The organism is Nonomuraea sp. JJY05 (assembly GCF_043496855.1).
Taxonomy (GTDB): domain Bacteria; phylum Actinomycetota; class Actinomycetes; order Streptosporangiales; family Streptosporangiaceae; genus Nonomuraea.
Window position 1 is genome coordinate 18,712 of sequence record NZ_JBIEIS010000074.1, and the last position, 19,261, is coordinate 37,972.

A 19,261-nucleotide genomic window follows, 5' to 3' on the forward strand; every position below is an offset into this window, starting at 1 on the left:
GACGTTTCGGTCCGGGGTTGAATGTCCCGTTCCTAGGATCGCCCGCATGAACACTGTGACCATCGAGCCGAGCATCCTCTACTTCGGGACCCCGGTCGTCCTGCTGTCCACGGAGAACCCGGACGGGACGTTCAACCTCGCCCCGATGTCCTCGGCCTGGGCGCTGGGCCAGGTGATCGTGCTGGGACTGGGCGCCGAGGGGCAGAGCGCCCGCAACCTCATGAGCCGCCCGGAGGTGGTCGTCAACCTGCCCGCTCCCCACCAGTGGGAGGCGGTCGAACGGCTGGCGCCCCTCACCGGGCGGTACCCGGTGCCGGCGACCAAGCACGCGGCCTGCCGGTACGAGCCCGGCAAGTTCGCCGCGGCGGGGCTGCGGCCCGAGCCCTCCGAGACCGTGCGGCCGCCGCGCGTGGCCGAGTGCCCCCTGCAGTTCGAGGCGCGGGCGGAGCGGGTGGGCCACGACGTCTCGGACTCGTTCGTGATCGTGGAAGCCGTCGTGAGCAGGGTGCACGCCGACCCGCGCATCGTCGTGCCCGGCACCCAGCACGTGGACCCGGGCACGTGGAGCCCGCTCATCTACAACTTCCGCCACTACTTCGGCCTCGGCCCCGAACTCGGCCACTCCTACCGCAGCCAGACGCCCCGCTAGGGACGAGGTCAGCCGGGCAGGCGCCGGACCTTGAGCACGTTGTCCCTGCGGTGGCCGGGCCGGCCGTCCGGATCGTCCTGGGCGCGCTCGTACTCCTCGCAGCGCAGCACCTCCCACTCCCCCTCCGGCAGCCGCAGAGCGTCCAGAACCTCCTGCGGCGTCGGGAAGTGCACGTCGGCGGGAGGGGTGTGCTGCCAGGACGGCCATCCCGCGTGCCCGACGACCAGCAGCACCCCGCCGGGGGCGACCGCCGACGCGGCGGCACGCAGGATCTCCTCGCGCGGCAGGTTCACGAACGAGTGCAGGAAGCAGGCGGAGACGAGGTCGAAGACGCCTTCGGGGAAGGACACGCCCAGGTCGTGCCGCTGCCAGTCGATGCGGTCGGCGACCCCCGCCTCCCTGGCGTGCGCGGCGGCACGTTCGAGCGCCACCCCGGAGACGTCGGCCGCGGTGACCCGCCACCCTCTGCCCGCGAGCCAGATCGCGTCGCCCCCCTCGCCGGACCCCAGGTCCAGCGCCGTGCCGGGCTCGAGGTCGGACACCTCGCGGACCAGCATCACATTGGGGTTCCCGCTCCAGATCCGCGTCTGCTCGGAGTATCGGGCGTCCCAGTAGTCCTCGGGGGTCCCGTAGGAGGCGTCCATGGCGGCGACGGCGCGGCGGGTCTCCTCAGCGACCAGGTCGGCGTTGATCGCCGCCGCCGCCCGGACGCCCGCCGCCGCGGCGCCGATGACCTGCTCGGTCACGGTGGTCACGTTCCCGGCCACCCACACCCCCGGCACGCTCGTGGCCCCCATCGGGTCGGCGGGCACGCGGGTGCCGACCACGTGCCCGGACATCTCCACCGCCTCCGTCTCCAGCCCCAGCCCGGCGAGCAGAGACGCCTGGGCGGTGAGCCGGCCGGCGGTCGCCAGAGCCTGGCAGGCGACCACGTTCCCGTCGGCGAGCCGCACCCCCGACAGCCTGCCGTCCGTCACCTCCAGGCCCGCCACCTTGCCCTCGACCACGGCGACGCCCCTGGCGGCGAGCTGACGCCGCTGGTCGTGGTCGAGCTCGGGCGCGGTGTGCGGCAAGAAGGTCACGTCCGCGCTCCACTGGCGCCACAGCAGCGCCTGGTGAACGGAGAGCGGCCCCGTGCCCAGGATCGCGATCGCCTGGTCGCGCACCTCCCAGCCGTGGCAGTACGGGCAGTGCAGCACGTCCTTGCCCCACCGCTCGGCCAGGCCCGGCACGTCCGGCAGCTCGTCGGTCAGGCCGGTGGTGACCAGCAGCCGGTCCGCCTCTACCGTGGCGCCGTCCGCCAGCACGACGCGGAAGCCCCCGCCGTCGAGCCGGTCGGCGGTGGTGACGGTGCCGGTCACGATCTCCCCGCCGTACCCGATCACCTCCTCCCGGCCGGCGGCCAGCAGTTCCAGCGGCGACAGGCCCTCGCGCCCCAGGTACGTGTGCACGCCCTCGGCGGGCGCGTTGCGCGGCCGCCCGGCGTCGACCACGAGCACCTTGCGCCGCGCCCGGCCCAGCGTGAGCGCCCCGCTCAGCCCCGCGGCCCCGCCGCCGATCACCACCACGTCGTACTTCGTGTCCATCTCGCCTCTCCTCACGATGATTCCGACGTCCGCCACTGTCCGCTTCCCGCGGCCGATTTGACAAATTTCATTGCCGAAATGGCAAGGTGGGTCGCATGGACGACCTCGACGACGTACTCCAGTCCGTGGGACCGCGGCTGCGGTCGGTGCGCCAGGAGCGCGGCGAGACGCTGGCGCAGCTGTCCGCGAGCACCGGCATCTCCGTCAGCACCCTGTCCCGCCTGGAGTCCGGCCGGCGCAAACCGACCCTGGAGCTGCTCCTGCTGCTGGCCCGGGCGCACCAGGTCCAGCTCGACGAGCTGATCGACGCGCCGGTGACCGGTGACCCGCGCGTGCATCTGCGCCCTTTCAAACGGCACGGCACGACGTTCGTCCCGCTGAGCCGCCGGCCCGGCGGGGTGCAGGCGTACAAGCAGATCCTCCCGCCGCACTGGCCGGGCTACGAGCCGGGGCCGTCGGACCAGAAGGTCCACGAGGGCTACGAGTGGGTCTACGTGCTGTCGGGGCGGCTGCGGCTGCTCCTCGGGGAGCACGACGTGATCCTGACGCAGGGGGAGGTGGCGGAGTTCGACACGCGGACGCCGCACGCGTCCTCCAACCCCGGCCCGGAGCCGACCGAGATCCTCGCCCTGTTCGGTCCTCAGGGGGAGCGCATGCACGTCCGCGCCCGCCCCACCGGCCGGTGAGCACCCCGTGGTCTGGTGCATGATGATGCACGTGAGCGAGTCGGTGATGCGGTGGGTGCGGCGGCACCGGCCGGACGGCAACCCGCTGCGGCGGCGATCCGACCGCCTGGAGAGCGTCGCGCTGCTCGTGACGGTGGTCCTCGTCCTGCTCAGCGTGTGGCCCGCGGCGGCGGCGGGGCGGCAGTCGTACGAGCACGCGCTGCCGGCGCTCGGCGACGGGCGCCGGCAGGTGGTGGCGACGTTGCTGGCGGACGCGCCGGTCACGCGCCTGTCGTTCGGGGAGGCGCCGCGGAGCGAGCCGGCCCAGGCGCGCTGGACGGCGCCTTCCGGCCTGGAGCAGACCGGCCGGGTGATGGCGCCGCCCCTGGCCAGGGCGGGCGCCCAGGTGCGGATCTGGGTCGATCCCGGCGGCCGGCGGGTCAGCGCGCCGCCGAGCCCCGGCGACCTGCTGGTCACGGCCGTGGCGACGGCGCTGCTGCTGGTGCTGGCGGCGGCGGTGGTCGCGGTGGCGGGGTTCGCGGGCTTCCGGCTGCTGCTCGACCGGGGACGTTACCGCGAGTGGGAGGCCGCCTGGTCGCTGGCCGACGCGCGGTGGCGGCGCCGGCGCTCGTGGTAGGCCTCGATCGCGTCCTATACCGAAATCGCATGCATGGTCAGGGCCCGAGTCAAAGGCCCGCCCAGGTCAAGGGCGTTATTCACGCGGATCGGGGTGATCTCCGGGCGTCTAAGGTGTAGGGGATGGGACGCGTCACCCGGATGGACGGGGTGCGGGCGCGGGGCGCCCTGCGCGGCCAGGCGGAGCTGGAGCCGCCGCGGCCGGTGCGGGCGCCCCGCTGACGCACTCAGGCGTCCGGGCCCCGGCCGGCCTCGGTGCCGAAGCCGTCGAGCGCCTGGCGCTCCTCCCGGTCGCGCAGCTCCTCGAAGACCGTGATGTGCAGGCCCGCGGGCGCGTCCAGCCGGGCGTTCAGCGACTCCCAGGGCGTGACCGTGGGCGGCGCCACCTCCGTCGCGCCGGCCGCCACCAGCCGCTCGGTGGTGCCCCGCGCGTCGTCCACCTCGAACGCCACCCGCAGCTTCGGCGCCACCTGGCGTCCCACCTCGACGTCGTCGATCATCTTCTTCTGCGCCGGGTTCGCGATCTCCAGCGTGGCCCGCCCGGCGTCCAGGATCGCCACCCGCGCGCCGTCCCCGCCGGAGAACGCGGCCTCCTCGGGAAGGCCCAGCACGTCACGGTAGAAGGCCAGCGCGGCCTCGTAGTCCTCGGCCTCCACGACGAGCCGGAGCTGCCGTACGGGGCGGTCGTCGATGGGTGCGCTCATGCGATCTCCTCAGCGGGAATGCGGGCTTCATCGCCTCGTGCAACCCACCTGCCCCGCCCGTTCATCCCGCTCTCATGGTTCGAGAAACCTCTAAGTGTTTCCGGGAACCCTCCCGCCGTCGGAAGAGTCCTTTCATGCAAAGGGGCCGCCTCTGGGAGGCTGTATGAACGGGGCTTTACACACGGCTGCCATCGTGCTGCTCGCGCTGGTCGTCCTCACCGCGCTCCGTACGCAGTTCGCGTTGTTCCGCGCCCGCTCCGTCGCGGCGCGCGGCCACCACCGGTTGAGCCTCTACGAGGCCGCGTTCCTCGCGGGCGGGCCGCGGCGGGTCATCAACACGGCGCTGGTGTCGCTGGTCTCGCAGGGCGGGGTCCGGGTGTCGAGCGAGGGGCTGGTCACGCCGGTGAAGGGGTTCCGGGTGACCAAGGGGGTGCCGGTCGAGCGGGCGCTCCACCGGCACGTGCGTTCGGGCGGGGGCCCCCACACGACGGCCGAGCTGCGGCACCAGACGGTCCGCGATCACGCGATGCGGCGGCTGGCCACGCCGTTGTGGAGGCACGGGTTCCTGATGTCGCCGGCCGAGCGGAGGCGGTCGCGGCGGCGTACGAGCTGGCTGGCCGTGCTCGCCGGGCTGGCGGCGGTCGTGGTCGTGGTGAGCCTGTTCCTGCGCGCCCCGCTGGTCACGGTCGTGATCGCCGGGGCGGCCGCCGGGGCCGGCGTGCTCTGCTTCTTCCTGCTGCGGCGCTCCATGGCCAACCCGGTGACCAGGGCCGGGCGGGCCGCTCTGCGGCAGGCCGAGGCCGACGGCCTGGCGGACGGCACCTGGAAGGCCTCCGACGACGTCGGGGTGGTGGCGCTGCGGGGCCTCACCGGGCTGCCGGACCGGCGGCTGGCCGGCTCGCTGGGCCGCGACACGCGCGCCAGGGGCTACGCCGGGCTGGTGGCGGCGTGCTGCGCGCCCGGCCACTGCGGGTCGTACGGCGGCCGCTCCTCCTCCTACGGCGACCCCTCGTACGGTGGCGACGGGGGCGGGTTCTTCGACTTCGGCGGCCTCTTCGGCGGCGGGTCCCACGGCCATGACGGCGGCGGAGGCTGGGGCGGCTCCGATGGAGGAGGCGGCGGGTCCGACGGCGGGGGCGGCGGTTGCGGCGGAGGCGGCAGCGGCCCCTGACGCCGTCAGCCTCGCCCGTACCGGTCCTCGGCCCGCCAGAAGTACCAGAACCCGAAGATCAGCGCGAACACCGCCCAGAACACGCACGACACCCACACCGTCCGCGGCGGGACGTGGCTGCCGATCAGGATGTCGCGCATCCACTCGATGTAGGAGGCCGCCGGGTTCAGGTACATCACCGTCGCCACCCACTCCGGCAGGCGCGCGCTGTTGACGACCTTGTCATGGATGGCGAAGAACACCCCGGACGCGTACAGCCAGGTCCGCATGATGAACGGCAGCAGCTGGCTGAGGTCGCGCAGCGTGGACCCCAGCCTGGCCAGCACCAGCCCCGCCCCGATGTTGAACGACGTCTGCAGCGCCAGCACGATCGGCACCATCAGCCAGAACCACGTGGGGAACTCCCCCGTCACCGTCACGATCACCAGCAGCACGCCCATGGAGATGGTGAGCTGCTGCAGCTCCTGGATCGTGTACGCCAGCGGCAGCGACGCCCGGGGGAAGTGCAGGGCGCGGATCAGCGACAGGTTGCCGGAGATCGACTTGGCGCCCGCCGTGACGGTCCGCTGCGTGTAGGTGAACACGAACATCCCGGTCAGCAGGAACGCCGGGTAGTTGTCGATGTTCTTGCTGCCGCCGAGGATGAGGCCGAACATCACGTAGTAGATGGCCGCGTTCAGCAGCGGGGTGAGGATCTGCCACAGCTGGCCCAGCGCGGATCCCGAGTATTTGGAGACGTTGCGCGAGGTCGCGTACGTCAGGATGAAGTGCCGCCGCTCCCACAGCTGGCGCGTGTAGACGGGCAGCCCCGGGCGCGCGATGGCGGGGCGCAGCCCGTGTCTCCGGGCGAGTTCGGCCAGCGACCCGCTCTCCGGCGGGGCGTTCTCCAGTTGGCTCATGAGCACCTCGCTACGGTTGCGGTCCCCCGGGCCGGTCCTGGCGGCGCGCGCCGGTCCCAGATGCCGAGGCTAACGGATCAACCGGCGTCATCGCAGCTAGCGGGGGTAGCGGATTCCGTGCGACGCGGCTGGGACGGTGTCCTTATCGGGCGATGTAGGGACGCACCATCCCATCCAGCGCCGCGAGCAGCTGCCCCGCTCAGGAGGCGGGAACGTTCACGCCCGTCACGGCGAAGCGTTCGACGCTCGCCACGTGGCCGCCGGTGGAGGCCACGACGGTCAGCGTCCGCCCCGGGGGCGTCTTGAAGGAGACCCGGGCCGACCATGGCGAGCCGGTCCCGCCGGCGCCCACGCAGCACGACTCCCCCACCGGGGTGGCCGAGCCGGGCCGGCGGACCTGGACCCTGACGCTCTCGTCCACGCCCGTGATCCGGCCGCCCACGGTCAGCGGGGACCGCACGGTGGCGCCGTAGCGGGGCCTGGTGACCGAGAACGAGGTGTCGTCCGTGCCCACCACCTCCCACGGCGCGTCCTCGCCGGAGCCGTACTTGACCAGGTGCACGACGGCCGCCACCAGCAGGCGCGGACCCTCCTCGGCCTGGTAGGCGACGTGCACCCGCGCGTGGTCGCCCTGCCGGACGGACTTGGCGACCTGATCGATCTCGGTGAAGCGGAGGAAGTCGCGGGTGAAGGCGAGCGCGGTGCGGCGGGCGTCGAGGTGCCAGGCGTCGCGGCCGTCCCTGCGGTGCGCCTCCTGCCACTTCGTCGCCTCGCCAGGAGTGGAGAACGGCCACAGCGGCTGGTAGCGGCCGGCGACCAGGCTCTCTCGTGGGGTCGGCGTGCCGGTGCCTGGACGCGTGGTCGTGGGACTGCCCGGTGGGGTGGTCTCCTCGGGTGAGGCCGTCACGGTGACCGAGGCCCGTGGATCGCCCACGGCCCCGCAGCCGGCGGCCGCCACGGCGAGCACGATCAGCGCCGGAAGGACTGGCCCGGTGAAGCGTTTCATGCGGCACCTCCTGACAGTGGCGATCATGCCCGGCCGGATACCGAAGTATCCCAGCCGACCGCCTCTGATCAGCAGAGAAACGCCGGGCCGCTACATGCCGTGGATGCGCCGGCCCGCGATCTGATGGGGGACGATGCGGATGTAGAGGTGGCGTTCGCCGCCCGCCCAGGGGGTGACGCCCGAGTCGGCCGCCTCCTCCGTCTCCTCCGGCGCCACATGGTGGGCGGGCCCCTGCACCAGGACGCTCCACCCTTCGCGGTTGGCCTCGTCGATCTTGTCGACCTCGAACGCGATCTTGATGTCCACCCCTTCGAGCCCTGAACGGAGGTCCTGGTCCATCGGGCCGCCGGACGCGGTGCGGAAGACGATCACGCCGTGGTGCAGCTTGTAGTTGACGGGCAGCACGGTGGGACCGTGCGAGCCGCTGAACGCCACGCGCCCGATCCCGCCCGGCGAGATCAGCCGCAGGCACTCCTCCCGGTCCAGCACCTCCATCGTCGGGTTGGCCATGGCGGGGCCATGTCCGGGCGGGCGGTCCAGGCCGCCGCCCAGCAGCTCGTGCACGGTGGTCTGCAGCGCGTCCGCCAGGCGGTAGAGCGCGCCGGTGTCCGGCATATCGGGATTTTCCTCCAGGTATCGCAGATAGCCGGGTGACATGGCCGCACGCTCGGCGACCTGCTCCCGGCTCAGGCCGAGGCTTTCGCGGCAGTGGATGAGACGGCGTCCGAGATCTCCGGTGCCAGTCATGATCGTTTCTCCTCGCGTGTAGGTACGGCGCACGGTGCCGTTCACGCGTGCCTCGCGGTGGTCGGCGTCGATGAAGAGCCGGCGCCCGCGGTAGCGGATGGGCATGGACAGCACCCCGAGCCGGCCGGGCAGCAGCGGATCCAGCCGCAGCCCGTCGGGCCGCAGCTCCAGGCCCAGGTAGCAGCGTTGCAGGAGGTCCAGGGTGCCGCCCATGGCGCCCAGATGGATGCCCTCCGCGGTGGTGCCGCCCTGGACGTCCTCGATGTCGCTGTAGAGGGCCTCGGTGAAGAACCTCCAGGACTGCGCCCTGTTGAAGCGGGCCAGCACCCAGGCGTGCACGACCGCGCTGAGCGTCGAGCCGTGGCTGGTGCGGGCCAGGTAGTAGGAGACGGTACGGGAGATCAGCCCGCGTTCGACCGGGTAGCCGAGCCGTTCCAGCAGGCCGGTCAGCTCCTCGCCGGTCAGCAGGTAGCAGAGCATGAGGGTGTCGGCCTGTTTGGAGGCCTTGTAGCGGTTGACGTCGTCGCCCTCCGCCTCCAGCGCCCGGTCCAGGCGACGTACGCCGCGGTAGCGCTCCCAGTCGAGCTCCAGCAGGTCCCCGTAGCCGGTGAACTGGCTGATCACGCCGTCGTGGAAGTCCACCCGCAGGCGGCGGCTGACCTCGTCCCAGCGGGCCAGCTCGTCCGCCGCGGGCCTCAGGTCCGGCGCCAGCGCGGCGGCGTCGCGGGCGCGCAGGAGCAGCCACGCGGTCATGACGTTGGTGTAGGCGTTGTTGGCCAGCCCCGGCGCGGCCGCGCCCGGGTAGCCGTCGTGGTATTCGTCGGGGCCCATGACGCCGCGGATCTCGTAGCGCCCGCCGTGGAGCACCGCCAGCGAGGCGAAGAACCTGGCGATGTCGAGCAGCAGCTCCGCGCACCAGGCCGGCATGACGCCGGTGGCCAGGTAGTGCTGCCACACGTTGTACGCGATGGCCAGGCCGACGTGCCGCTGCAGGCGGGAGCGGTCGGGCAGCCAGCGTCCCGAGACCGGGTTGAGGTGCAGGGCCGGGGTCTCCTCGCGGCCGTCGCTGCCGCTCTGCCACGGGAACATCGCGCCCTCGTGCCCGGCCGCCCTGGCCGCGGCCCTGGCCTCGGGCAGCCGCCGCCAGCGGTAGCGCAGCAGGCCGAGCGAGACCTCGGGGAAGCGCAGGCTCAGCCACGGCTGCACGAACAGCTCGTCCCAGAACACGTGCCCCCGGTACGCCTCCCCGTGCAGGCCGCGGGCGGGCACGCCCACGTCGAGGTCGGCGGTGTGCGGGGAGAGCGTCTGGAGCAGGTGGAAGATGTGCACGTGGACGGCCTGCGCCAGCCGGCGCCCGCCCACGTCGAGACCGGCCCGCCGCCACAGCCGCTCCCACGCGGCCTCGTGGCCGGCCAGCAGGCCGCCGAACGGGGGCGCGCGGCGCACGTGACCGAGCGCCGCCGAACGCGGGTCGTGGACGGCGGGGTCACGCGACGTCGTCAGCGCCACGATCTTGGTGAGCGTGGCGGGCCGGCCCCGGACGAGGCCGAGCACGTGGTCGGAGAAGACGTGGCCGGTGCGGGGCCGGGGCCGCGCGCCGGGGGTGAGGTCGGGGGCCGGCGACGTGGCGCCGGTGTCGACCCGGGCGGCCAGGGCCACGGTGACGTGCGAGCTGCGGGTGCTCGCCGTCAGCCAGGCCAGGTGGTCCTCGGAGCCGGTCGCGTGCCCGGTGAGGTGGTCGCCGCGCAGGTCTCGGTAGCGGGCCACGCCCCGGTTGGACACCCGGCCGTCCAGGGTGGCGCGCACGCGCATCGGCCCCGACCAGTTCTCGGCGGTGAACGTGGTCTCCAGGGCGGCCAGGTACGGCTCGGCCATCGACACGAGGCGGCGCTGGCGTACCCGGGTGACCCGGCCCTCGCCGTCGCGCCAGCGCAGGTCGCGCACCAGCACGCCGTGCCGCAGGTCGAGCTCGTGCCGGTAGGCCAGCAGCGCGGCCCGCTCGGGCCGGAACCACGCGCACCCCGGGGTGGCGAACGTCAGCGGCAGCCAGTCGGGCAGGTTGACGATGTCCTCGTTGGTCACGGTGACCCCGGCGACGATCGAGGCGAGCCGGTTGTAACAGCCCGCCACGTAGGTGCCCGGCGTGCGCGGCTCGCCGTCCGGGGTGGCGCCCCGGGTGGCGAGCCTGCCGTTGCCGAGCGTGCACAGCGCCTCCCGCGCCCCCTCCCCGCTGGGGTCGAAGCCGTCGTACACGAGCGTCCAGTCGTTCATGGCCGTCCCACCGGCACGCGGCCGGAGACGTCCGTGTCGGCCAGATCGGCGACCACGACGTCCGCCCCGGCGGCCCGCATCGCCCGGGCGCCGGCCCCCGCGGCGGCCCCCGGCCCGTCCCCCGGCACTCCGGACCCGCTCCTGTCCACCGCGACGACCAGGCCGAACCCGCCCCTTCGCGCGGCCTCGACGCCCGGCAGCGCGTCCTCCACGATCGCCACCACGCCGGGGGCCAGCTCCAGGCGGCGCGCGGCCTCCAGGAACAGCGCGGGATCCGGCTTGCCGGGCAGTCCCAGCTCGGCGGCGTCCTCGCCGCCGACCACCACGTCGAACAGGTGCAGCAGGCCCGCCGACGACACCACCGCGTGACAGTGCCTGCTGGCCGAGACGACGCCGGTGCGGCAGCCGCGCTGCCGCAACTCGTGCAGCAGGGCGACGGTGGAGGGGAAGGCGGCCACGCCGTGGTGCGCGATCGCCTCCACGAACAGCGCGTCCTTGGCCAGCCCCAGCCCGTGCACGGTCTGCACCCCCGGCTCGTCCTGCGGGCCGCCTTCGGGGATCGAGATGCCGCGCGAGGCCAGGAACGTGCGCACGCCGTCCAGCCGGGGCCGCCCGTCCACGAAGGCCAGGTAGTCGGCGCGCACGTCGAACGGCGCGGAGCGGCCCCGCAGGAACGCGTCGAACACGTGTTTCCACGCGGCGGCGTGCACGCGCGCCGTGTCGGTGACCACGCCGTCGGTGTCGAAGACGACCGCCCGGAGCCTGGTCAGGTCGAAAGTGGCCATATCCCGCACGCTACCCACGCCCGCGGCGGCCAGCCCTGCCGCCTGACCAGGAACGATGCGCTCGGGAATCGGGCTCGGCACGGCCCGGCCCCCGGGCCCTCACGGGCACCCCGTCGCGGCGAAGGCGAGGAACTGGGTCACCTCGCGCTGGTCGAAATTGTCGTCCGAGCCGATCACCAGCGTGCACGCCCCGTCGGCCAGGCGCGGCCCCCAGGCCAGGCTCTCGAGGTTCTGCACCGGCGGCCGGAAGGAGCCGAGGTCGTAGACCAGCCGCTTGGTCACCGGCCGGTACGGCGCGCCCTGCGCGAGGTCGGCCCTGGCCAGCACGTTCGTGGCGCCGCGCAGGTCGATCTCGTAGAGCTTGACCCGGTAGTTGACGCCCTGGATCCAGGACCGCTCCAGCGCGAGATAGCGGTCGTCGTCGATGGCCAGGATCTCCGACACCCCGCTGTCGGCCTCCCCGTCGGGCGGGATCGGCGCGGTGGGCAGCGGGTCGAGCGGGTAGGCGTACTGGGCGCGCGCGATGCCGAGGCGGTTCCACACGGTCAGGCGCGCGGGGGCGCCGCGCGCCACCGAGGGCACGGGCCCGTCCTCGTAGCGCGGGCCCTCGGTGACGGCGGTGACGGCGCTTTCCGTGACCGCCACTCCTTCGAAGCCGAAATTGCGCCGGGGTCCTCTTTCGGTGTTCGTCAGCCGCAAATTCGGCGGCACCCGCAATTGTCCGGCATTACGCCCCTGAACGTCGGTCGTGTGCACCGCGGAGGCGGAAATCGGAATGGCCTGGTTCGCGCTGTCCGGCCGGTCCCCCTCGTCTCCCCATATCAGCCGCCCGCTCCACCGGTCGTACCTGATCGACTCGGGGTCGGCCGAGCCCGGCTGCCCGTAGGCCGCGTACGGCGTGCCGTCGGCCCTGGTCAGCGTCCTGACCCCGGTCAGCCGCACGCCGACGAACTCCCCCGTGTCCCGGTCGAAGTCCAGCTGCCCGGTGTAGAAGCGGGCGGGGTTGTAGCGCCAGCGGTCGTCGGAGATGAAGTACCAGGTGCCGGTGCCGGGATCGCGGTCGATCCCCGACAGCCCGCCCACCGTGGTGTCCTCGAACTTCAGCAGGTGCGACAGCCGCTGCTCCCCGAGGAAGCGCGTGATCCGCACGGGATCCCGCTGCGCCGCCGACGCCGGAGGGGCGGCGCTCACCACCACCGTGAAAGCGACGGCGATTTGCATGATTCTCCGCGATCGAGCCATCTGACCCCCGTAATTCAACGCCGAACCGACGGAGAAAATGAAAGCGCGGATCAGAGGCGAAGTCCACGGACAAATAACAGCACGCCGCCCATCAAAAAGGGCAAATCATTGCAAGAAAAGCCGCTCAGCGGGCCCGCAGCGAGGCGGCCACGCCGTCGAGGATGAGCCGCAGCCCGTGTGCGAACGCCTCCTCGCTCGTGGGAGCCCCGACCTCGCGCACGCCCGCGACCGTCAGGGGGAGGTCGGCGTACGCGTCAAGGTCCCGGGCCTCGCCCCGCTCCCGGCGTTCGCGCCGCGCCTGCTCGTTGAGCACGAAACCGAGGGTGTAGTGGCTGATGGACCCGATGGCGTGCAGGCCCTGGCCGGGCGTGAACCCCAGCCCGACCAGGGTCCTCAGCTCCTCCTCGAACCCCCACGCCACGCTCGCGCCCGGGTCGCTCGCCGTGACCAGCCGTGCCCCGTCACGATGGCTCAGCAGCGTGCGCCGGTAGCGGTGGGCGCGCCTGGTCAGCCACTCCCGCCAGCTCTCGCCCTCCCCGGGACCGCCCATCTCGGGGGCGAGCAGCTCGCGCGCCATCTCGTCCAGCAGTTCCTGCTTGTTGCGGAAGTGCCAGTAGAGCGCCGGGTTCTGCACGCCGAGGCGGGCGGCGAGGCGGCGTACCGACAGCCCGTCCAGGCCCACCTCGTCGAGGAGTTCCAGCGCGGCGCGCACGACCGTGTCCCGCGCCAGTCCCTTCTGTGCCATCGCGGGACACCTTAACACCGCTAAGGGCGCGTGCCGATCACGGCGGTGGCGTCCAGCTCGTCCGAGCTCGCCACCCGGGCGGCCAGCCCCGCCCGGGCGACGGCCTCGGCGGTGGCGGCAGCCTGCCGCTCGCTGGTCTCGACCAGGAGATGGCCGCCGGGCGCGAGCCACCGCGGTGCGCCCGCGATCACCCGCCGCACGACGTCGAGCCCGTCGCCGCCGCCGTCGAGCGCCATGAGCGGCTCGTGCAGCCGGGCCTCGGGCGGCAGCAGGACGATGGAGTCCGAGGGCACGTACGGGGGGCTCGCGATCACGATGTCCACCCGGCCCAGCAGCGAGGCGGGCAGCGGCTCGTACAGGTCGCCCTGGTAGACCCGGCACGTGAGCGCGCCGCCCGGCGGGAGGGGCACGGCGGCGAGATTGCGGCGGGCGCACCGGACGGCGGCGGGGTCGAGGTCGGCGGCGTGCAGGTCGGCCTCTCCCAGCCCCGCCGCCAGCGCCGCCCCCAACGCGCCGCTGCCGCAGCACAGGTCGAGGATCACCGGCGGCCCGGCGACCCGGCGGGCCAGCCCGGCGGCCTGGCCGATGAGGAACTCGGTGCGCGGCCTGGGCACGAACACCCCCGGCTCCACGACCATCCGCAGGCCGCAGAACTCCGCCCAGCCGAGGACGTGCTGGAGGGGTTCGCCGGCGACGCGGCGCTCGACCAGCGCGGCGAGCTCCGCGGGGGTGCGGGCGGCGGAGACGAGCAGCTCGGCCTCGTCCTCGGCGAACACGCAGCCGGCGGCGCGCAGCCTGGCGACGACGGCGGGGATGGAGAGAGCTGAGGGGACAGATGACGAAGAAACCAACATGAGAGCCTTTCGGGATGCCGATGGGCGCTCCCGCGGTCACCTAATCCTGATCGTGGGGAGGGAGCACCCGGCCTGCCACAGCGTTGATGGGTCTCACCTCCTGAGGACGATCTCCCCGAGAGCGTACCAGAGCCGCCCTCGCGCCCAGAGGGGGCTATGACGGCACGTCCGGGTGGTCGCCGCGCAGGCGCAGGCCCGTGCCGGGGCGACTGCCGCGGTCAGCGTCACGCCGGTTGATCGGCGGGATTTCCGGGTCCCGGTAGGGTCTGGATCACGACCCCGCGACCTCCTGGGAGAGCGTCATGAGCATCGCCCCGTACACCGTGACCGACCCCGTCGCCGAGCACGGCGAGGGGCCCGTGTGGTCGAGCCGGTGGGGCGGGCTGCGGTGGGTGGACATGCTGGCCGGCGACGTGCTGGCGCTCGACCCGCAGGGCGGGGTGCGCCGGCGCCACGTGGGCAAGGTGGCCGCCGCCCTGCGGCCGCGCGCGTCGGGCGGCTACGTGGTCGCGGGCGAGCGCGAGCTGCTGCTGTCCGACGGCGACGAGCTGGATGCCCCGCTGCGCTCCCTGGGCGAGGCGTGGAGCGACGCCGGGGTCCGCATGAACGACGGCGGCTGCGACCCCGACGGCCGCTTCTACATCGGCAGCATGGCCTACGACGAGACCCCCGGGGGCGGGTCGTTCTACGTGGCCGGGCCCGGCGGCGACCTGCGGGTGGTGCTGCCGGAGGTGACGATCTCCAACGGGTTCGACTTCAGCCCGGACGGCTCCCTGGCCTACTACGCCGACACCACGACCGGCCGGGTCGACGTGCTCGACTACGACCCGGAGGGCGGGCTGAGCGGGCGCCGCCCGTTCGCCGTCGTCGACCCGGAGCACGGGGCTCCCGACGGGCTGACCGTCGACGCCGAGGGCGGGGTCTGGGTGGCGCTGTGGGAGGGCGCGGCCGTGCACCGCTACGACGCGAGCGGCCGGCTCGACGCCGTCGTCAGCCTGCCGGTACGGAGGGTCACGGCGGTGACGTTCGGCGGCGAGGACCTCGACCGGCTGTTCATCACCACTTCCGCGCTCGGCGTGGACCGGGCGGAGCAGCCGGATGCGGGCGCGGTCTTCGCCGCCGACCCCGGCGTCCAGGGACGGCCGGTCCTCTTCACGACCCTGTGAGGGTGCTAACCTAATCCATCTAGGAAAGCGACTAGATGGCTTAGGTTCAGGAGGTGGCCATGGCCCGTGCCGGGCTGACGGCGGACCGGGTGACCGAGGCGGCCGCGGAGCTGGCCGACGAGGTCGGGTTCGACAACATCACCGTGTCCGCGCTGGCACGCCGGTTCGGGGTCGCGGACGCGAGCCTGTACTCGCACGTCAAGAACCTCAAGGACCTGCGGGCCCGGGTGGCGGTCCTGGCCGCCCGCGACCTGGCCGAGCGGCTCGCCGACGCGACGGCGGGGCGGGCGGGCAAGGAGTCGCTGGCCGGGTTCGCCAGTGCGTGGCGCGAGTTCGCGCGGACGCGTCCCGGCCGTTACCAGGCCACCCAGATGCCCCTGGACGCCGCCATGGTGGCCGAGTCGCCGGGGCATCTGCGGATCATGTCCATCACGTACGCGCATCTGAGCGCGTACGGGCTGGCCGAGCCGGACCTGACCGACGCCATCCGCCTGCTGCGCAGCACGTACCAGGGGTTCTTCAGCCTGGAGGCGAGCGCCGGGTTCAACCACCCGCGCGACCTCCAGGACACCTGGACGAAGATCCTCGACGTGCTCGACGTCGCGCTGAGGCACTGGCCGAGCAACCCCCAAGGAAACGAGCATGAATCCCCTCACTGAGAACGACATCCGCGCGTCCTTCGTCAACTGCTCCAAGGGCGAGGCCCGCCGGCTCGGCCTCCCGCGCGAGCTGTCCGAGTCCCCCTGGACGCACCTCGACTTCCTGGGCTGGCGTGACCCGGGCGCGCCCGAGCGGGCGTACCTGGTGGCCGAGCGCGGCGGCGAGCCGGTCGGCGTGGCGCTGCGCCTGGCGCAGGAGGTGCGCAGGAGCTTCACCAAGTCCACGCTGTACTCGGTCTGCGTGACGCCGCACTCGGGCACCGGGGTGGCGCTGTTCACCGCGCCCAGGACCGGGGCGGCGGGCCGCCAGGGCAACACGGTCGGCGCCTACATGTGCGCGGACCTGGCCTGTTCCCTCTACGTCCGCGACAAGAAGCGGACGGAGCTGGGCACCCGGTTCGAGTCGCTGACCGTCGAGGAGCGGATCGTGCGGGCCGCCGCCAACCTGGACGGCTTCCTTGAGCGAGTGCTGGACGGCGACCTGCGGTGACGATGCTTGGCGAGGGTACTCGACGGCGACCTGAGGCGACGAGGCTTGGCAGGGCTGAGGTGGACGATACTCGACGAGGGCCCGATGTGGCGGTGCTTGGCGGGGGCGACGTCCAGCGCGCGTCCGCGGGCGGGAAGGGCCGCCCGCGGCGCCGTCCGGGCGCTCTGTGAGGCGCCGGTGTGGGCGTCGCCCATAGCTTGGACAGCGCTTGCCCGCCCGGCGGTTCCATCGAAACGCCGGGAAACCCGCCCCGTCTCAACCGCGCAGCTCCGGGGTGTGATCCTTGAGCGTGTCCAGGAAGGCCGCCGCCAGCCTGCTCCGGTGCCCGCGCCTCCTGCGGACGGCGACCACGGGCAGGCCCGCGTCCATGCTCTCCACCTCGATCGCCCGCAGGCTGCCGATGCGCAGCTCCTCCCGGACGCTGCCGGTGGGCATGAGGGCGACGCCCAGCCCGGCCTCGACCAGCCGCCGCTGCGCGGTGAGGCTGTCGATCCTGGTGATCGCGGAGTCGGCCACGCCAGAGGCGAGCAGGAGGCGTTCGAGCAGGTGGCCGAAGGAGTCGGACTGCCCCCGTTCGGGCGGGAAGCCCAGCCACCGCTCTTCCTGGAGCGCCCGCAGGTCGGGCAGGCGGCGGGCGGTCACCGGGTGCGAGGCGGGCACCACGACCAGGAGCTTCTCCACGCCCAGCGGGATCGACTCCAGCTTGGGATCGGCGTCGCAGAAGTAGCGAAGGCCCAGCGACGCCTCGCCGCCACGCACGAGCGCGCTCACCTCGCGGCTGGTCGCGGTGCGCAGCTCGACCGAGGCGTCGGGAAACTCCGCCTCGAACGCGCGCAGCGCCCGGACAATGTGCGAGTCGGCCAGGGTGCCGACGATGGCCAGGCTGAGGGTCTGCGCCTCGGCGGGCTCTTGTGACAGGTCCCGTACGGCTCGCTCGCCGTCGCGCATCGCCGCGAGGGCGGCCTCGGCGTACGGCAGCAGCGCCCGTCCCGCCTCAGTGAGCACCACCCGGCGACCGGCCCGCTCGAACAGCGCCGCGCCCAGCGAGCGCTCCAGCTCCCTGATCCGGCGGCTGATCGCGGGCTGGGACCGGTCGAGCCTCCTGGACGCCTCCGTGAACCCGCCTGACCGGGCGATGCACACGAACGCCTCAAGCTCTTCCACCGTCACGACCCATCAGTATTCCTGATGTCAAAAGTTCGATCTATGCATTTGACGGATCCGGAAGGCACTGACGAGAGTGGGCTTCATGACCGATCAGATGACCAGGGCCGTCCGCTTCCGGGCTCTCCACGAGCGGCCGGAACCCCTCCTGCTGCCCAACCCGTGGGACGCCGGGACGGCGCGGCTGCTGGCCGGCCTCGGCTTCGAGGCGGTCGCCACCACGAGCCTCGGCGTGGCCAACATGCTCGGCCGCACCCGGGCCGACCGGCAGGACGTCCTCGACAACTGCCGCCTCATCAGCGAGGCGACGCCGCTGCCCGTGAACGCCGACCTCGAGAACGGCTTCGCCGACGAACCCGCCGAGGCGGCCAAGATGATCGAGGACGCCTGCGCGTGCGGCGCCGTCGGGGCGTCCATCGAGGACGCGACGGGCGATCCCCGGACGCCGATCTACGACTTCGGGCTCGCCGTCGAGCGGATCCAGGCGGCCGTCGAGGTCGCCCGCGGGCTGCCCGTCCCGCTCGTCCTGACCGCCAGGGCCGAGAACCTCCTGTACGGCGTCGGCGGCCTGGACGACACGATCAGGCGCCTGCAGGCGTTCGAGGCGGCGGGCGCCGACGTCCTGTACGCGCCGGGCCTGCGCACGCTCGAGGAGATGCGCGCGGTCGTCTCCTCCGTCGGCAGGCCGGTCAACGTCGTGATGGGCTTCGCGGACCCGTCGATCACGCTGGAGCAGCTCGCCGGGATCGGCGTGCGGCGGGTGAGCATCGGGGGCGCGCTCTCCCGGCTGGCCCTGCGCTCGTTCCTGGACGGAGCCCGGCAGATGCGGGCGGGCCAATTCGGGTTCCTCACCGAGATGGCCTCGATCTCCGAGCTCCACGAGGCCTTCGCACCACCGCTCGAATAGGTCACCGCCCTTGAGCAGGTCGCCAGCGCCCGAGCACGCCGCCGCTACCTGAGCACGCCGCCGCTACCTGAGCACGTCACCGTTACCTGACACGTCACCGTTACCTGAGCAGGTCGCCGTTGCCCGGGCTCACCGGGAGAGCAGCCACCGCCAGCGTGGCAGCTCCAGCACCACGGTGACCGCGGCCAGCACCGACACCGCCACGGCGACGATGACGGGCCAGGCGGCCCACGCCGCCGCCACCGCCGCCACGAGCTGCAACAGGACCAGTGCGATCGTCACAGGCCCCGGCACCGCCACGATCACGTTCCGCTTGTCGCCCGGCGTCGAGAACAGGGTGGGCAGGCCGATCAGCACGACGACCGACAGCACGGCCAGCGGCACGGAGTGCGGGGCGAGGGCCCACGGGGTCGCGACCCAGGCGATCAGCTCGGTGGCGAACCGGAACGCGGAGGCGACGCGGTCGTCCGGGCGCGGGGTGGAGGGCATGCGCGCAATCTACCGGGTGCGCCTCGCATGATCCGCGGCGGCATGGCACGTCAGCCGACCACGGATCCACCCGGTCCGTCCCGCATGATCCACGAGGACGTCGGACGTCCGCCCACCACGGATCTACCGCATGCGTCCGCATGATCCACGGGGACGTCGGACGTCCGCCGACCACAGATCTACCGGGAGGGCTCGGGCTAGAAGTCCATGTCGCCGCCGCCCGGCATGGCCGCAGCAGCAGCGTTCTTCTCGGGCTTCTCGGCGATGACGGCCTCGGTGGTGAGGAAGAGCGCCGCGATGGAGGCGGCGTTCTGCAGCGCCGAGCGCGTCACCTTGGCCGGGTCGAGGATGCCCGCCTCGAACATGTTGACGTACTCGCCGGAAGCGGCGTTCAGGCCCTCACCCGGGGTGAGGTTGCGAACGCGC

20 protein-coding genes are annotated in these 19,261 nt (G+C 73.1%); 8 read left to right on the top strand and 12 right to left on the bottom strand.

Annotated features, from left to right (window positions below):
* Positions 1 to 46 precede the first annotated feature (46 nt).
* Positions 47 to 649 carry a flavin reductase family protein gene (locus ACFKCF_RS58030; protein WP_394505639.1) on the top strand — a complete coding sequence of 201 codons (603 nt, stop codon included), beginning with the start codon at positions 47 to 49 and terminating at the stop codon, positions 647 to 649.
* A gap of 8 nt (positions 650 to 657) precedes the next feature.
* Here the strand turns inward: ACFKCF_RS58030 and ACFKCF_RS58035 are convergent, their stop codons facing one another.
* On the bottom strand, positions 658 to 2,235 hold the full coding sequence (locus ACFKCF_RS58035; protein WP_394505641.1) for an FAD-dependent oxidoreductase: 1,578 nt from the start codon (positions 2,233 to 2,235) through the stop codon (positions 658 to 660).
* A gap of 95 nt (positions 2,236 to 2,330) precedes the next feature.
* On the opposite strand from ACFKCF_RS58035, the gene ACFKCF_RS58040 reads away from it, so the two are divergent.
* Both ACFKCF_RS58040 and ACFKCF_RS58045 read left to right on the top strand, forming a co-directional pair.
* On the top strand, positions 2,331 to 2,921 hold the full coding sequence (locus ACFKCF_RS58040) for a cupin domain-containing protein (RefSeq protein ID WP_394505642.1): 591 nt from the start codon (positions 2,331 to 2,333) through the stop codon (positions 2,919 to 2,921).
* 31 nt (positions 2,922 to 2,952) lie between these two features.
* Positions 2,953 to 3,537, top strand: coding sequence for a hypothetical protein (locus tag ACFKCF_RS58045; protein WP_394505644.1), 585 nt, complete (start codon positions 2,953 to 2,955; stop codon positions 3,535 to 3,537).
* A 226-nt stretch (positions 3,538 to 3,763) separates the two neighbouring features.
* On the opposite strand, the gene ACFKCF_RS58050 is transcribed toward ACFKCF_RS58045, so the two are convergent.
* Positions 3,764 to 4,240: a VOC family protein gene (locus tag ACFKCF_RS58050; RefSeq protein WP_394505646.1), complete on the bottom strand. Its 477-nt coding sequence runs from the start codon at positions 4,238 to 4,240 to the stop codon at positions 3,764 to 3,766.
* Between the two features lie 163 nt (positions 4,241 to 4,403).
* Between ACFKCF_RS58050 and ACFKCF_RS58055 the strand changes: the two genes are divergently transcribed.
* The gene (locus ACFKCF_RS58055) at positions 4,404 to 5,411 is read left to right on the top strand and encodes a TIGR04222 domain-containing membrane protein (protein WP_394505648.1); all 1,008 of its coding nucleotides are present in this window, start codon (positions 4,404 to 4,406) and stop codon (positions 5,409 to 5,411) included.
* Between the two features lie 5 nt (positions 5,412 to 5,416).
* On the opposite strand, the gene ACFKCF_RS58060 is transcribed toward ACFKCF_RS58055, so the two are convergent.
* The 7 genes from ACFKCF_RS58060 to ACFKCF_RS58090 form a co-directional block, all read right to left on the bottom strand.
* On the bottom strand, positions 5,417 to 6,310 hold the full coding sequence (locus ACFKCF_RS58060) for an ABC transporter permease (protein ID WP_394505649.1): 894 nt from the start codon (positions 6,308 to 6,310) through the stop codon (positions 5,417 to 5,419).
* A gap of 199 nt (positions 6,311 to 6,509) precedes the next feature.
* Positions 6,510 to 7,316: a hypothetical protein gene (locus ACFKCF_RS58065; protein ID WP_394505651.1), complete on the bottom strand. Its 807-nt coding sequence runs from the start codon at positions 7,314 to 7,316 to the stop codon at positions 6,510 to 6,512.
* Between the two features lie 90 nt (positions 7,317 to 7,406).
* The gene (locus tag ACFKCF_RS58070; protein ID WP_394505653.1) at positions 7,407 to 10,334 is read right to left on the bottom strand and encodes a pyridoxamine 5'-phosphate oxidase family protein; all 2,928 of its coding nucleotides are present in this window, start codon (positions 10,332 to 10,334) and stop codon (positions 7,407 to 7,409) included.
* Positions 10,331 to 11,119, bottom strand: a complete 789-nt coding sequence (locus tag ACFKCF_RS58075) for an HAD family hydrolase (protein WP_394505655.1) — start codon at positions 11,117 to 11,119, stop codon at positions 10,331 to 10,333. Before ACFKCF_RS58075 ends, ACFKCF_RS58070 begins: the two co-directional genes overlap by 4 nt.
* A gap of 99 nt (positions 11,120 to 11,218) precedes the next feature.
* Positions 11,219 to 12,340 carry an esterase-like activity of phytase family protein gene (locus tag ACFKCF_RS58080; RefSeq protein ID WP_394505657.1) on the bottom strand — a complete coding sequence of 374 codons (1,122 nt, stop codon included), beginning with the start codon at positions 12,338 to 12,340 and terminating at the stop codon, positions 11,219 to 11,221.
* A gap of 145 nt (positions 12,341 to 12,485) precedes the next feature.
* Positions 12,486 to 13,106 carry a TetR/AcrR family transcriptional regulator C-terminal domain-containing protein gene (locus ACFKCF_RS58085; protein WP_394505659.1) on the bottom strand — a complete coding sequence of 207 codons (621 nt, stop codon included), beginning with the start codon at positions 13,104 to 13,106 and terminating at the stop codon, positions 12,486 to 12,488.
* Positions 13,107 to 13,126: 20 nt separating this feature from the next.
* Positions 13,127 to 13,960: a putative protein N(5)-glutamine methyltransferase gene (locus ACFKCF_RS58090; protein ID WP_394505661.1), complete on the bottom strand. Its 834-nt coding sequence runs from the start codon at positions 13,958 to 13,960 to the stop codon at positions 13,127 to 13,129.
* A gap of 302 nt (positions 13,961 to 14,262) precedes the next feature.
* Between ACFKCF_RS58090 and ACFKCF_RS58095 the strand changes: the two genes are divergently transcribed.
* From ACFKCF_RS58095 to ACFKCF_RS58105, 3 genes are read left to right on the top strand one after another with little or no spacing between them, the layout of a single operon-like run.
* Entirely contained in the window at positions 14,263 to 15,126 is an 864-nt protein-coding gene (locus tag ACFKCF_RS58095; protein ID WP_394505663.1) for an SMP-30/gluconolactonase/LRE family protein, read from the top strand.
* Between the two features lie 59 nt (positions 15,127 to 15,185).
* The gene (locus tag ACFKCF_RS58100) at positions 15,186 to 15,785 is read left to right on the top strand and encodes a TetR/AcrR family transcriptional regulator (protein WP_394505665.1); all 600 of its coding nucleotides are present in this window, start codon (positions 15,186 to 15,188) and stop codon (positions 15,783 to 15,785) included.
* Positions 15,769 to 16,275, top strand: coding sequence for an FBP domain-containing protein (locus ACFKCF_RS58105; RefSeq protein WP_394505666.1), 507 nt, complete (start codon positions 15,769 to 15,771; stop codon positions 16,273 to 16,275). Before ACFKCF_RS58100 ends, ACFKCF_RS58105 begins: the two co-directional genes overlap by 17 nt.
* Before the next feature lie 255 nt (positions 16,276 to 16,530).
* Here ACFKCF_RS58105 and ACFKCF_RS58110 read toward each other — a convergent pair whose 3' ends face one another.
* Positions 16,531 to 17,445, bottom strand: a complete 915-nt coding sequence (locus tag ACFKCF_RS58110) for a LysR family transcriptional regulator (protein WP_394505668.1) — start codon at positions 17,443 to 17,445, stop codon at positions 16,531 to 16,533.
* A gap of 79 nt (positions 17,446 to 17,524) precedes the next feature.
* Here ACFKCF_RS58110 and ACFKCF_RS58115 point away from each other — a divergent pair, with 79 nt between their 5' ends.
* Positions 17,525 to 18,346, top strand: coding sequence for an oxaloacetate decarboxylase (locus ACFKCF_RS58115; RefSeq protein WP_394505670.1), 822 nt, complete (start codon positions 17,525 to 17,527; stop codon positions 18,344 to 18,346).
* A 129-nt stretch (positions 18,347 to 18,475) separates the two neighbouring features.
* On the opposite strand, the gene ACFKCF_RS58120 is transcribed toward ACFKCF_RS58115, so the two are convergent.
* Both ACFKCF_RS58120 and ACFKCF_RS58125 read right to left on the bottom strand, forming a co-directional pair.
* A complete protein-coding gene (locus ACFKCF_RS58120) occupies positions 18,476 to 18,835 on the bottom strand; it encodes a hypothetical protein (RefSeq protein ID WP_394505671.1) in 360 nt (119 codons plus the stop codon).
* Between the two features lie 197 nt (positions 18,836 to 19,032).
* Positions 19,033 to 19,261: TCP-1/cpn60 chaperonin family protein (locus ACFKCF_RS58125; RefSeq protein WP_394505673.1), on the bottom strand; the 229-nt coding region annotated here is incomplete at its 5' end.

Coding starts and splice junctions, on each gene's coding strand:
- ACFKCF_RS58055 (WP_394505648.1), top strand. CDS start 4,404: ATGAACGGGGCTTTACACACGGCTGCCATCGTGCTGCTCGCGCTGGTC.
- ACFKCF_RS58095 (WP_394505663.1), top strand. CDS start 14,263: ATGAGCATCGCCCCGTACACCGTGACCGACCCCGTCGCCGAGCACGGC.
- ACFKCF_RS58065 (WP_394505651.1), bottom strand. CDS start 7,316: ATGAAACGCTTCACCGGGCCAGTCCTTCCGGCGCTGATCGTGCTCGCC.
- ACFKCF_RS58120 (WP_394505671.1), bottom strand. CDS start 18,835: ATGCCCTCCACCCCGCGCCCGGACGACCGCGTCGCCTCCGCGTTCCGG.
- ACFKCF_RS58040 (WP_394505642.1), top strand. CDS start 2,331: ATGGACGACCTCGACGACGTACTCCAGTCCGTGGGACCGCGGCTGCGG.
- ACFKCF_RS58090 (WP_394505661.1), bottom strand. CDS start 13,960: ATGTTGGTTTCTTCGTCATCTGTCCCCTCAGCTCTCTCCATCCCCGCC.
- ACFKCF_RS58060 (WP_394505649.1), bottom strand. CDS start 6,310: ATGAGCCAACTGGAGAACGCCCCGCCGGAGAGCGGGTCGCTGGCCGAA.
- ACFKCF_RS58080 (WP_394505657.1), bottom strand. CDS start 12,340: ATGCAAATCGCCGTCGCTTTCACGGTGGTGGTGAGCGCCGCCCCTCCG.
- ACFKCF_RS58050 (WP_394505646.1), bottom strand. CDS start 4,240: ATGAGCGCACCCATCGACGACCGCCCCGTACGGCAGCTCCGGCTCGTC.
- ACFKCF_RS58035 (WP_394505641.1), bottom strand. CDS start 2,235: ATGGACACGAAGTACGACGTGGTGGTGATCGGCGGCGGGGCCGCGGGG.
- ACFKCF_RS58070 (WP_394505653.1), bottom strand. CDS start 10,334: ATGAACGACTGGACGCTCGTGTACGACGGCTTCGACCCCAGCGGGGAG.
- ACFKCF_RS58075 (WP_394505655.1), bottom strand. CDS start 11,119: ATGGCCACTTTCGACCTGACCAGGCTCCGGGCGGTCGTCTTCGACACC.
- ACFKCF_RS58115 (WP_394505670.1), top strand. CDS start 17,525: ATGACCGATCAGATGACCAGGGCCGTCCGCTTCCGGGCTCTCCACGAG.
- ACFKCF_RS58100 (WP_394505665.1), top strand. CDS start 15,186: ATGGCCCGTGCCGGGCTGACGGCGGACCGGGTGACCGAGGCGGCCGCG.
- ACFKCF_RS58105 (WP_394505666.1), top strand. CDS start 15,769: ATGAATCCCCTCACTGAGAACGACATCCGCGCGTCCTTCGTCAACTGC.
- ACFKCF_RS58085 (WP_394505659.1), bottom strand. CDS start 13,106: ATGGCACAGAAGGGACTGGCGCGGGACACGGTCGTGCGCGCCGCGCTG.
- ACFKCF_RS58030 (WP_394505639.1), top strand. CDS start 47: ATGAACACTGTGACCATCGAGCCGAGCATCCTCTACTTCGGGACCCCG.